At 51.0% G+C, this 12,280-nt stretch carries 11 protein-coding genes and 1 pseudogene; 7 read left to right on the top strand and 5 right to left on the bottom strand.

The genetic code is table 11. The features are described from left to right. Nucleotides 1-33 precede the first annotated feature (33 nt). From ERD78_RS16525 to ERD78_RS16510, 4 genes are read left to right on the top strand one after another with little or no spacing between them, the layout of a single operon-like run. Nucleotides 34-1,032: a Bug family tripartite tricarboxylate transporter substrate binding protein gene (locus ERD78_RS16525; protein ID WP_129970601.1), complete on the top strand. Its 999-nt coding sequence runs from the start codon at nt 34-36 to the stop codon at nt 1,030-1,032. Beyond that, nucleotides 1,032-3,209: an acetate--CoA ligase family protein gene (locus tag ERD78_RS16520; RefSeq protein WP_129971041.1), complete on the top strand. Its 2,178-nt coding sequence runs from the start codon at nt 1,032-1,034 to the stop codon at nt 3,207-3,209. The genes ERD78_RS16525 and ERD78_RS16520 overlap by 1 nt, the downstream gene beginning before the upstream one ends. Continuing rightward, nucleotides 3,206-4,084: an IclR family transcriptional regulator domain-containing protein gene (locus ERD78_RS16515; RefSeq protein WP_129970599.1), complete on the top strand. Its 879-nt coding sequence runs from the start codon at nt 3,206-3,208 to the stop codon at nt 4,082-4,084. The genes ERD78_RS16520 and ERD78_RS16515 overlap by 4 nt, the downstream gene beginning before the upstream one ends. Continuing rightward, a complete protein-coding gene (locus ERD78_RS16510) occupies nt 4,056-5,105 on the top strand; it encodes an NADH:flavin oxidoreductase (RefSeq protein ID WP_129970597.1) in 1,050 nt (349 codons plus the stop codon). Before ERD78_RS16515 ends, ERD78_RS16510 begins: the two co-directional genes overlap by 29 nt. Before the next feature lie 297 nt (nt 5,106-5,402). Here the strand turns inward: ERD78_RS16510 and ERD78_RS16505 are convergent, their stop codons facing one another. From ERD78_RS16505 to ERD78_RS16495, 3 genes are all read right to left on the bottom strand, one after another. After that, a complete protein-coding gene (locus ERD78_RS16505) occupies nt 5,403-5,723 on the bottom strand; it encodes an acyl-CoA synthetase family protein (protein WP_129970595.1) in 321 nt (106 codons plus the stop codon). A 276-nt stretch (nt 5,724-5,999) separates the two neighbouring features. After that, a complete protein-coding gene (locus ERD78_RS16500) occupies nt 6,000-6,977 on the bottom strand; it encodes a Bug family tripartite tricarboxylate transporter substrate binding protein (protein WP_167668964.1) in 978 nt (325 codons plus the stop codon). 47 nt (nt 6,978-7,024) lie between these two features. Further along, a complete protein-coding gene (locus tag ERD78_RS16495; RefSeq protein WP_209020021.1) occupies nt 7,025-8,770 on the bottom strand; it encodes a thiamine pyrophosphate-binding protein in 1,746 nt (581 codons plus the stop codon). Nucleotides 8,771-8,876: 106 nt separating this feature from the next. Here ERD78_RS16495 and ERD78_RS20265 point away from each other — a divergent pair, with 106 nt between their 5' ends. Then, nucleotides 8,877-9,599, top strand: a complete 723-nt coding sequence (locus ERD78_RS20265) for a Crp/Fnr family transcriptional regulator (RefSeq protein WP_129970591.1) — start codon at nt 8,877-8,879, stop codon at nt 9,597-9,599. An 869-nt stretch (nt 9,600-10,468) separates the two neighbouring features. On the opposite strand, the gene ERD78_RS16485 is transcribed toward ERD78_RS20265, so the two are convergent. Both ERD78_RS16485 and ERD78_RS16480 read right to left on the bottom strand, forming a co-directional pair. Continuing rightward, a complete protein-coding gene (locus ERD78_RS16485) occupies nt 10,469-10,804 on the bottom strand; it encodes a helix-turn-helix domain-containing protein (protein ID WP_129970589.1) in 336 nt (111 codons plus the stop codon). Further along, a pseudogene (locus ERD78_RS16480) lies at nt 10,785-11,036 on the bottom strand (type II toxin-antitoxin system RelE/ParE family toxin); the annotation flags it as partial. The gene ERD78_RS16485 and the pseudogene ERD78_RS16480, both read right to left, overlap by 20 nt. A gap of 298 nt (nt 11,037-11,334) precedes the next feature. On the opposite strand from ERD78_RS16480, the gene ERD78_RS16475 reads away from it, so the two are divergent. Together ERD78_RS16475 and nadS are read left to right on the top strand one after the other, a co-directional pair. Then, a complete protein-coding gene (locus ERD78_RS16475; RefSeq protein ID WP_129971037.1) occupies nt 11,335-11,652 on the top strand; it encodes a type II toxin-antitoxin system RelE/ParE family toxin in 318 nt (105 codons plus the stop codon). Then, the gene (gene nadS, locus ERD78_RS16470) at nt 11,649-11,948 is read left to right on the top strand and encodes a NadS family protein (protein WP_129970587.1); all 300 of its coding nucleotides are present in this window, start codon (nt 11,649-11,651) and stop codon (nt 11,946-11,948) included. The genes ERD78_RS16475 and nadS overlap by 4 nt, the downstream gene beginning before the upstream one ends. The last annotated feature ends 332 nt before the right edge of the window (nt 11,949-12,280 follow it).

The following is a 12,280-nucleotide window of genomic DNA, read 5'->3' as shown; positions in this document are numbered from 1 at the left end:
TATTGACCAACTCCCATGGGAGGAGACATCATCATGCATAAAACAACGCTGAGCAAAACACTACTTGGTAAATTACTTTTGAATATTGCAATTGGAGCGTCGATCACTTTTTCAGGCCTGGCGATAGCCAGCACCTTTCCGGCTAAGCCTATAACTATCATCGTGCCATATAACGCAGGTGGGACAAACGATATCATTGCAAGATCGGTCGCCGCGCAGATGGCACTGAATATGGATCACAGTGTCATTGTTGAAAACAAGAGCGGGGCGGGAGGTAATATCGGGGCGCGTTTGGTGGCGAAGTCGGCGCCCGATGGTTACACCATTCTCATTTCATCTCCGGGTATTCTCGCAATCAACCAGTGGTTATACGAAGATCCTGGCTATGACGCCTCTAAAGATTTCCGGCCAATAACGCTTGCTGGCAGGCTGCCAAATGTGCTGCTTGTCAATCCGGATCTACCGGTAAAAAGTGTAGAAGAACTTACGGCTTACGCAAAAGAGCATCCGGGCAAGTTAAACATGGCTTCCATGGGAAATGGCACCTCGGGGCACTTGAACGGTGAGCTGTATAAAATGTTGGCGGGCGTTTCCATCCAGCATGTGCCATACAGAGGTAGTGCACCGGCCCTGACAGATTTGATAGGTGGGCAAGTGCAATTGATGTTCGATAACTTGCCGACGGCATTGCCGCAAATCAAGAATGGGCAGTTGCGGGCGCTAGCAGTCACCAGCGCAGAGCGATCAAAATCGCTCCCGGAGGTGCCCACCATGGCAGAGGCCGGGGTCACCGGTTTTGAGGCGACGACGTGGTTTGGCTTCGCAGCACCGGGGCAGACTTCCGACCACATACTTGAAAGACTCAATAAAGAGATTGTAAAGGCATTGAACGACCCGGGCGTGAAACAGCGGCTTAATGATCTGGGTGTCGAAGTAGTTGGTAATTCGACTGAAGAGTTCAGAAGCTACATAAAAGAGGAATCCAAGAAATGGAAAGAGGTTGTTGATAAGGCAGGAGTAAGGGTTCAGTGATGGAGGTTGCTGCAAAAGTTGAGCAAATAAAAGCAGGCCTGGGCAGCGACATCGTCGAGCCTTTGATTGACCAAGCCTGGATAGAGGCGGCATTACGTCCTGATAGCATCGCCGTCATTGGTGCATCAGATAATCCCGATAAAGTGGGCGGCCGCCCCATCAAGTACATGCGATGTCTGTCGTACACGGGACGGCTATATCCGATCAATCCAGGACGGACCGAAGTGCAAGGATTAAAGGCCTATTCAGCCCTGGCTGATTTGCCGGAAGTGCCGGACATGGCTATCGTCTGCGTACCAGGAGCGGCCGCGGTCGAGGCGGTCCAGAATTGTGCGTCGGTGGGGGTTCGGGTGTGTGTCGTGATTTCCTCCGGGTTTGGGGAATTAGGAACACAGGGAAATACCCTGCAGGAGCGCATGCTACAGCTTGCGCAAGATCATGGAATGCGCTTGATCGGGCCCAACACGCAGGGGCTGGTGAATTTCGGCAGCGCCTGCATTGCGAGCTTTGCTACCCTGATCGGCGAAGTCGAAGTAATGGACGGTCCGGTTGCCATTGTCAGCCAGAGCGGGGCAATGAGCATGGTGCCATATTTGGCGCTACGCAACGCGGGTATCGGTGTACGCTACGCACATGCTACAGGCAACGAAGCTGACCTCACGGTGGCGGATTTCGCGCTGGCCGTGGCCAAAGATCCATCGATTCAGCTGATCTTGCTGTATATGGAATCTATCGCCGACCCGGGCACACTGGCCCTTGCTGCAAAAGAAGCACGGCGCCGAGGTGTTTCCGTGTTGGCGTTAAAGGCGGGGACGACGCACCTGGGTCAGGCTGCGGCGAGCTCTCATACAGGCGCCATTGCCACCGAAGATAAGGTTATCGATGCATTCTTCAAGCAGCAGGGCATATTGCGCGTCAGGGATATGAGAGAGCTGGTTAGCTCGGCCCGTCTTCTGCTTGCACCGATGAAGCCGCGTGGTTCGAGGATCATAGCGATCAGTAATTCCGGTGCTGCATGTGTCATGGCGGCCGATAGCGCAGAACGCCATCATCTCGACATGGTGGCGCTATCGGATCATACGAAAGCTGGATTAAGTCATATTCTGCCTGCTTTCGCAAGCAGTACGAATCCTATTGACTTGACTGCAGCATTGCTGACGAAAGGCTCTCTTCTGGGAGAAGTACTGTCCGTCATCGCACAGGATGACACGGCAGATGCGCTCTTTATCAGTTTGCCGATGTCCGGTAAAGGATATGATGCTCCAGCCTTCGCCCAAAGTGTAGCTGCCTTCTCAAAAGCCACTAATAGGCCGGTTGTCCTGGCATGTCCTCTTGCTGCTACGCGACAAGTGTTTGAGCAGGCTGATGTGGTGACATTCGAACATGACGAAGATGCTATGCAGGCTCTAGGACACGTTGCCAAACAACGTGAATTGCAGGAGGTGGCTGGCCGTCTGTATGATATTGTTGGGCATGACAGGGCGTCGAATGACAGTCGGGCCGCAACGATGGGCACGCGCTTTCTTTCTGAGTTTGACAGCCTGAAAACGCTCGAAGTAGTGGGTATTCCCACTGTTCGTTCGGTGGTTTGCACAAACCCAAGCGAATTGCAGGGAGCGCTTGAACAAGTCACCGCTCCCTGGGTCATGAAGGCGTGCTCCCCCAAGCTACCACACAAGTCAGAACTCGGCCTTGTCCAAGTGGATATTGCCACTCCGCAAGATGCCGCGTCAGCATACAGGCAGCTTATGGCGCGTGCAAAAGATCTGGGCGTGCATGTGGATGGCATTATCGTCGCGCCGATGTTAAACGCTCAGCGTGAACTGATGATCGGAGCGCGTTGGGATCGGGACTTTGGCGCAGTGGTGGTTGTAGGCGATGGTGGAAAGTATATTGAAGCTATGCCGGACGTGGTCACAATGCTCTACCCATTTGATGCCGGCTATGTGATTGATCAGGTGCAAGCATTGCGTATGGCGCCTCTGTTTAAGGGAGCCAGAGGAGATCCGGCTCTGCCGCTTGATCGTATTGCGTCTATGGTTGTTGACCTGGGAAAGTGGGTGCACCAAGCGGGCGGCAAGGTCTCTTCGGTGGATATAAATCCGCTGATGGTTGGACCAGGCCCACAGATTGTTGCCGTGGATGCATTGCTTGAACTAAGTGTGCCGTCATCATGAGCAGGCCGTCGCCGACCAGCAAGAACCCGGCCTTCATTAACGGTCTGGCAAAAGGACTGGCAATGATCCAGATCTTCAATGAAGAGCACACGGGCCTGACCCTGGCCGAGGCGGCTGCCCGTACCGGAATGACCAGGGCCACGGCAAGACGAGTCTTGATGACGCTTGAGGAGCTTGGTTTCGCCACACGGATAGATGCACGTCGTTTTGTCTTAACGCCTCGCGTGCTGTCGTTGGGATGCGCATATCTGTCGACCATGCCTTTTTGGTCATTCGCCGCACCCGTTCTTGAGTCCCTAGTCGATGAGTTGGGTGCGACCTGTAGCATTGCTGTTCTGGACTATACCGAACTCGTGTACGTGATGCGGATACCGATACGTCGCATCCTAAGCTATACCGGTATTACGATTGGTTCGCGGCTGCCTATTTATTGTAACTCCATGGGGCGCGTGCTTCTGGCTAGTATGGATGATCATCAGCTTGATAATTATCTTGCGAACACGGCATTGATACCGCTGACGCCGTATACCATTACCGACCCTGAGAAGCTGAGGTCAGCCGTGATCGAGGCGCGGCGGAAAGGTTACGCCTGGGTGCATGGTGAAATGGAAGAAACTGTTGGTGGATTAGCAGTGCCATTATTCTCTGCCGACGGCAGTGTGATTGCCGCCCTAAACGCTAGCGTCAATCAACAAGCGAGCGACCTGCGCACCGAAGATGAAGTCTTGGAGCGCTTCTTGCTTTCCGTGAGGCGGGCGGCCAAGCGTTTGAATGCTTCGTTGCTCTTGAACATCAACCAAGCACGTCAATATAGTTCCACCAGAAAAATACCGCATCGGAGAAAGCATGAAGCTCCTCGAACCTCTGGACATTAGAAACATCCAGATCAGCAATCGCCTGGTGTTGGCCCCGATGTCGCGGATGCAGGCCAACGAGGACGGCACGGTATCGGAGCGAATGCCGCTCTATTATTCAAACTATGCCCGACGTGGCGTCGGTTTATTGATGACCGAAGCGCTCTATACAGATAAAATATCTGGAAGGGCTTATTTCAACCAGCCAGGTTTGTGTACCGCTGCACAACGCGATACATGGAGAACCGTTGTCAGTGCGGTACACGACATGGGTGGACGCATTTTTGCTCAACTGCAGCATGGAGGCCGCCTGGCGGAACCGGGTTTGAACCCTCAACATATAGCGGCAAGTGATGGCATCGCCGCGGGGAATACTTGGCAAACTGGAAGGCCGAATGCTGCTGCCCGTGCAGCAACCACATCCGAAATCAAGCAGATCATCGAGTGCTTTGAGCGTGCGGCATCTTACGCTGTCGAAGCAGGTTTCGACGGAATTGAGATTCATGGGGCAAGGGGTTACTTGATAGATGATTTCCTTTCTGCCAGCACCAATCGCCGTGAGGATGAATACGGTGGGTCGCTTGAAAATCGCTTGAGGCTTCCTGTACAGATTGTAGAATGCGTTCGCGGGGTAGTGGGGAAGCGTCCGATCAGTTTCAATATGTCGCTTTATAAAATGGACGATCTCTCATACACGCCGCCAGGCGGTGAGGCGGAGATGACCTCCATCGCCTCGGCGCTCGAGACGGCCGGTGTTGATCTGTTGCACGTATCGACGCGCAAGGCACTGCGTGACGAGCAGTGGGGAGAGCCACTCGTCAAGGTGATCGGGGCTGCCGTTACACGAGCACGAGTGATTGCCAACGGAGGGCTTAAAACCTTGGATGATTGCTCACAGTGTCTTGCGCTGCCGGGTGTTGAGGCTGTCTCATTGGCAAGAGCGTTGCTTTCCAATCCGGATTGGCTGTCCATGGCGCTTGAGAGACGGCCGTTGGAGACGTATGTACCAGGCATGGAGCGCGAGGCGCTTCGTATTGCGTAGCGGGTTAGCAGGGGTGGCACGTCCCCGAGCACCAAGCTATTGATCGCAGTAAATGCCCTGCATGCTAATTCTTGCATGAGGAATATCCTCTCTGGTGGACAGTTTTAACTAAACCGTTTTGACTTGATTTTGATACCGGCTTGTTCTCTATCCCAGGTTCATTTCACCAGTATCACCGATCGGGACTTCACAGTCATGGTCGTCTACCAGGGCGGATGTCCACGCCCGAGCGCTATTGGCCGCAGGTTCCTGCCAGTTGCGGATTCTTAACCGATAATATAGGTGTGGAAATTTCAGTCATGTTGAAGATCGTATGCACATCGCAGCCGAAGAAAACGTTTCGACTAGACCGCTGAAAGGCATAATAAAGACAGTGCGCAAAGGATGTCGCTTCTCTTCCGGTGCAGAAGCCTGCTTGAGCAGGAAGCCAGCCATCGAGCCCAGCAAAAATGTGGTGATTTTATCCGTATCAGGCACCTGACTCCAGAATACTGCCGTATCAAATCGTTCAAGAGGTGAAATAGATCCACCGAGTGCGAATATGAAGTAGGTTACGCCGGTGCCATCGATGTGAAATATCGGCACATTGATCATACAACCATCTTTCTCGGTGATCATTTGCCAAGTCTCCGGACCGCAGTTGCTGAACACGTGCAGGCAGGAAGATAAAACGCCTTTGGACGGAGCCAGTGGTCCCCGATGTATAGATGATTGATTGCGGATCCCACGGCTCGCTCGGCCATCTGACCCAAGCGAGTTCGTCCAAAAGTGGTCAGTGAAACCCAAAGAGGCAACCTCTCTCCAGTTTTAAACCGTCTAATTTCTGGGAGCGGATCAAAAACGCCTGGCACTAACCTTGACAACTGTCCGGGAAACCGAAGCGGATCAGCACTCTTATTGTTGTTTTTCAATGCCGGCCTCCTTAAGTAAGGCAGGCCATCGAGCAAACTCGTCGTTCAACATCAGTTCAAAATCTTTCGATGTGCCTCCAACTGTGTCAAATCCCTGCGATGTAAATGCTTTGAGAATCTTTGGATTCGCTAAAGCCTCGTTTGTGGCATCGACAAGTTTAGCCATATCCTCTTTGGGAGTGCCCACTTTAGCGACGAGACCCAGCCAAGTATTGAAGTTGTATCCAGGCACGCCTGATTCAGCAAAAGTGGGCACCTGGGGGATGAGCTTGTTACGTTGTGGCGTTGAGACTCCCAATGCAGCAATTTGCCCAGAGCTTAACAGTGAAGCGACAGCCGGTAAGCTAGCCATCCCAAGCGGCACTTCGTTAGCCCTAACGGCGGTAACCACGGGCCCAGCGCCTTTGTAAGGAATACCCAGAATATCTATATCGGCCTTAGACTTAAGTAACTCCATCGCGATGTTTGCTGGCGCACCATGACCACTGTGACCATAACTTAGCTTTCCTGGCTGCGATTTGGCCATGTTAATGAGTTCCTGCAGCGTTTCCACTTTTAATGAGGGATTTCGGATTAGCACTTGCGGGCTGTCGGCTACGTTGATAACGGCCACGAAATCCTTCTGCGGATCAAATGGCAAATCTCGTAAACTTGGTGCAAGGGTATGACTCACAGTAGTAAAGAGAAACGTATACCCATCCGCCGGCTGACTGGCAACATATTGAGTTCCTATTGCTCCGGCAGCACCGGATTTATTTTCTACCACGAAAGTGGCATTCAAGATTTCTGACAAAGCGTTGCTAAGTTGTCTAGCCAAAATATCAATTGATCCGCCGGGAGCATATGGCACGACAATACGCACGGGGCTTGAAGGCCATGATTCCTGAGAGGCAGCACTTGTGGTGAAGAGTGCCATTACTACTGCGGCGATGTACAAGCGGTAAAGATGAGTCTTAATCATTATGGGTCTCCTCAATGGCGTATTGTCCATTAATTTTTTTGATGCATTTACTCTATCGAAGACTTGGCACGTCTGTCTGTCAACGCCTCAACAAGGGGGCTGATGACACCCTTAGTCCGAACATTGACGCATGCTGGAAGATTGCTGGCTATCGCCTCCCTGATGGCGTGAGCAATTTCAGAAGGCTCATCTATAGTTATTCCGTGCCCGCCTAAGCCTTTAAATAGACCATCAAACGGAACATCTCTGAAGGCAGTTCCACACGGTTCACCACTATCCCAAATGCGCCTTTGTTGTTGTTCGATGGAGCTTAAGCCTCGGTTATTATCAATCACGACCGTGATAGGCACATTTTCATTGAACGCAAGCTCAATGCCAAAGCCTCCTGATAAAAAGGCACCATCTCCGCTGAGCACAACTACATTACTGGTTGGGTGCATCAGCTTTAAAGCCATACCAAACGATATGCCGCATCCGATTAAACTATTTGGTCCGGGATGGAATACGCCCCGAATGGGCTTGCCGTTAAACGCAGCTATGTTTAAAGCCATCTCAGCCCAGTAATGTGTATCCCCGCCATCAATGACCAAGAAGTCGTTGCTTCCAATTGCATTTATGACTTCAACAGATAATGCAAGTGGGTGCATGGGTCGGCTGTCTGACTCTTTTCGAATCAGTTCCTGCAGCTCGCCTATCCACCGTGAGCGATCTTGGCGACAAGTCTTTAGCCATTCTCGCGTGACAGGCTCAGAACCTTCTTTTGCTTCAGCTAGCTTTGACAGCACAATTCTTGGATGGCCGAGCAGATTGACATCGGCCGCATGATTGTCGGCTACTTCAGTAATGGAGCCATTCACACATATCAGTTCAGCTGTTTTTGGAACTAGCGGTGGGTTGCCAAAGTTGAGCATATTATCGAGTCGACAACCAATGCTCAAGATCAAATCGGCATCACGTAACATTGCTTCTGCGGGTGGATATTGGTGGATGTCTGCTAATCCAAAGTAATAAGGAAGTTGACCTTCAAATAACGCTTGATGATAGGGAACTATTAACACGGGAACATCATATCGCGATGCGAACCGAGCAAGCTCAGTTTCGGCGCGGCCCCACCAAACTCCATTTCCAGCTATTACCACCGGCCTTTTCGCTTTCTCGAGCTTGTCGAACAATGTGTTGATCTCACCCGGGTCAGGCCACGCCAAATGCTCAGGCTGGGCTGTCAGACTGAACGGCCTATCTAGCCGCTTGTTCGGGTTATCGAACGACGAGTACAGCAAATCTGTGGGAATTGATATGTGTACAGGACCAGGATTTCCGCTGCCACAAATTTCGTAAGCCTTATTAATGAATTCAGGAATCCGGTTCCCGTCAGTAACCAACACGGAATATTTGGTAAGTGGATCAGCCACACGGACGTGATCAATCTCTTTGAATCCGCCTTGTCCCATTCTTTTAATTGTGCTTGACCCTGTAATAAACAGTACAGGAGAATGTTGACCAAAGGCCTCCAGCATTGCGGGTACTGCATTTCCCATTCCTTCTGGGCCCGCTAAGCACACTGCGGGTGCACGTGAGCTTCGCGCCCAGCCATCAGCGAGATGCCCCGCAATCCTTTCATCTGGAGCGTTAACTACACGAACTCCATGTTGCACCAGCCCTTCGATGACGGGATTAATAAAGCCGCCGCTCATGGTAAACACTACTTCCGTTTTTTTTGTTGCGAGTGTTTGCGCTACTAGCCAGCCTCCTCGAACTCGACTATGCCTAGACAGGGCTTGTTTATTCTGCATTTTGGCTCCTTGAGTGCCTCATTGATATGTAGTATCTAACGTGCGGCGCCATAGTATATTGATCTAAGCTGCCAGGATTATCTGTCAACTGGCCGACACTTTTTGGATGGACGCAACTGTGTCTACTACGACGACCACTTCAGAATACGAACGCTTCCATATACCAGCCGAGTGGGTAGCGGCAAGCAGTTGTTTTCTGGATCGTCTTAAGCCAATGGAAAGGGAGCAGCTACTCGAGCGTGCTGATATCCAAAGCTTTAAAAGGAATACAATCCTATTCCGAGCCGGAATCAGCGGAGATAAGCTGTACATCCTCAAGTCTGGATGTGTGAAGGTCTTTCAGCTAGCAGCAACAGGCCGAGAAATGATTCTCTGGTTTTGCATGCCGGGAGATCCATTCGGGTTGGCTTCGGTTCCTCAGATGGGCCCGCGTTTAGTGTTTGCGCAAGTCCGTAGTGACGCATCTGTTTACTGTATTTCTCGAGCGAATTTCCTGGATTTTCTTGCTAATCATCCACGTGTATCGGGCGAATTAATCGGACTGCTATTGGGACGCTTATATCTATTAAGCGATACCCTATTGAATTCATCCAGCGAGTCAACGGAAGAACAGCTATTGAGGCTATTGGTAAGGCTTCAACATCAGTGTGGCAGGCACATTGGTAAGGAAATATGCATTGATATTGACCTGACCCAGCAAGAGATTGCTGACATGATTGGTGCAAGTCGGCAAACAGTTAGCTCTCTTCTCAATCAGATGCAAGAGCGCGGTATTTTACGGATTCATCGGAGACGGATCTATCTCCGACCGTCGGCGGAGTCCTCATAAATTGTTGAACGATGTTGGGTTGACGCCCACTGTCGTCTCGCCGGGAAATTCCGCAGTCCTGTTTTATACGAGAAGGAAAAGCGTAACCATGAACGCATACTCGTCCCGCAAAGAAAACCCAAGAGCACCCTCCATTAAGTTGGAGGAGGTTATTGCTTTTATGCGTAATAGTATATGACGCCGTGTGTGCACAACCAACTCCGACAGCAACCATTGCAAAGCACATGGGGTATAAAAGTACTAATAACGGCGTGGCACTGCAAGCACTAGTAAGCGCAAGGTATTTTGGGTTGTTGGAAAGGTTGGGAGATAGCCATCTTTCTGCGACACAGGCGTTTGAACAATTCGTACTCGCCCAGGACGTGGCACAACGCAAGGCTTTACTTGTGCGTTTTTTGCGCAACCGGTCCCTGTACTCCGATTTGCTGGATAGATATAAAAGCCCCACAGTGTCAGTCGATACCTTGAGGTCAGATCTTATCGAGTGGGGGTTTAACCCCATCGCTGCTGAAATCGTTCTGAAGACCTTCTTGAAGTTGGTTGAGTACGTGGATCGGCAGCAATGATGAAAGGCAGAGGCGAGAACACACCGCCTTACGGTTCCTATGAACCATGCTCATCGCTCTGTGTGCTCGCCCAAAGGTGGATAGAATCTATAGCGATTTCAATGGATGCTTCCGATACAGGCAGGCGTATGGCGTTAGCGGGGTCCATCAAATACACACCGGCCTGTTTGCGCCTGATTCCGAGACTTCATTTAGCAAAGCCGCCAGTTGGGCCAGGGTAAGAGTATCGCGTATCCCTTCCTCGATCATGGATAGCTCCATTTGATCCAATTGCCCGTTGTGATTACTGTAGCCTGCATTTCACTAAGCGAGTGCGACCGTCAGATGCCCTAAAGATTCGTTTGCTGGCTTGACTTTAATTTCGATGTCATAGCCCAAGCGATTCAAACACTCCATTAGCTTTCGCTTGGACAGGTTCGTAAAGTCACCTCGCATCATGCCTGATACCTTCGCCTGCGAAATGCCCATGCGCTGCGCTGCCTCCGTTTGAGTCAGCCCATGTACCTTCATCGCCTTCCTGATTTCAATCGCTAGATCGGTTTTGACTTTGAGTTTGTTGGCATCTGGCACGCCGAGGTCTGCGAAAACATTTCCAGAGCTACGTCGCACTTCGACGCCATCAACGATTCGTTTTTGCATTCTGAAGCTCCTGCGCTTGTTGCTCGGCCATTTTCAGCCGGGAACGGATAATGTCCATGTCGGGCTTGGGAGTGGATATCCTGCTTTTGCTCTTTTTTGAAAGCAGTGCAAGACGAACACAGCTTCGGCAAATTTAACCGTATAGACCGCCCGATAAGTGCCCGTACTATCGTCCTCAATGACTTCCAATACCCCCGGCACCGCCGAAGCCAGTCAGTACTTTGACGGTATCAGCTGGACTGGATGATTTGCATGTGCACGACTTACGGCACCGTTGGCATGAGATCCATCAAGTACACCGGCCTGTTTACGCCCGATTTCAAGGCTTCATTGAGTAAAGTCGCCAGTTGAGCCACGGTAAGAGTACCGGGTGTCCCTTTCTTGATCATTGACAGCTTCCTTTTGGTGACACGCTCTCGGGCAAATTGTGGCACGCTTTTCGAGTTCCAGGCTTTCGCCAAATTCTGATAAGCGTCTATTCTCGTCATGTCGGGATTGTGTTATACGTCAGAGACGTATAAAATATCGTGATGGAATTCATTGAAACCCCGGTGTTCACAAAGCTGATCACTGCCTTGTTATCAGATGAGGAATATACCGGGCTTCAGAATCTGCTAATCGAGAATCCGGCGCGGGGTGATCTCATTCCGGGTGGGGGTGGTATTCGGAAGATTCGTTATGGCCGACAAGGCATGGGAAAGAGTAGCGGAATCCGAGTGATCTACTACTGGATTAGTGAAGATCAACAAATCTACATGTTGGTCGCCTATCCAAAGTCCCGAAAGGACAATTTGACGCCTGGCGAGATAGCGACACTGGGCGAACTGGTAAAGGAGCTTCGATTATGAAGAAGGGTGATACTTTATTTGATGATTTGCAGGCCAGTCTGAAGCAGGCGGTTGCTATTCGCAAGGGCGAGCTGGAGCCATCGCGTGTGTTCAAGGTTGAGACGATCGATGTCAAGGCGACCCGCGAGAAAACACATCTGTCGCAATCAGAGTTTGCGAGGGCCATTCACGTTAGCGTCCGGACGCTTCAGAACTGGGAACAAGGCCACCGCAATCCTACTGGTCCCGCAGCCGCTCTACTGAAAATTATGGCGAATGAACCGGAGATGGTTGTGCGTACGCTTCAGGCGTCGTGACATACCCTAACGCGAGGCAGGTGGATAAGATCCACACAAAATTACTCCCCTAAAAGCCCGTTCTCTCTGAGGGTTTTTTTCGCCTGGGGCCACTGGCTTTTGCCTATTCAACGAGCAATACAGTAAGCACCATGTGCTTTGCTCATTGTGTTTTGCTCTATGCGCAATGCATCGTCATCAACACAGGCAGTCTTGTCTTAGCAAAAGAAGCGGGCTCTTCATCATAAAAGGGGGACGATCAGCATTCATTAAACTTGTTTTTGCGAAGAAACACGTCTAATGGAAGGAATGCCGATGTCCCCAGTCGATTTTATCTTAGGAATCCGCGATGT

The organism is Allopusillimonas soli, from assembly GCF_004153445.1.
Classification (GTDB): Bacteria; Pseudomonadota; Gammaproteobacteria; order Burkholderiales; family Burkholderiaceae_B; genus Allopusillimonas; species Allopusillimonas soli.
This window is presented reverse-complemented; position numbering and strand designations above follow the sequence as displayed.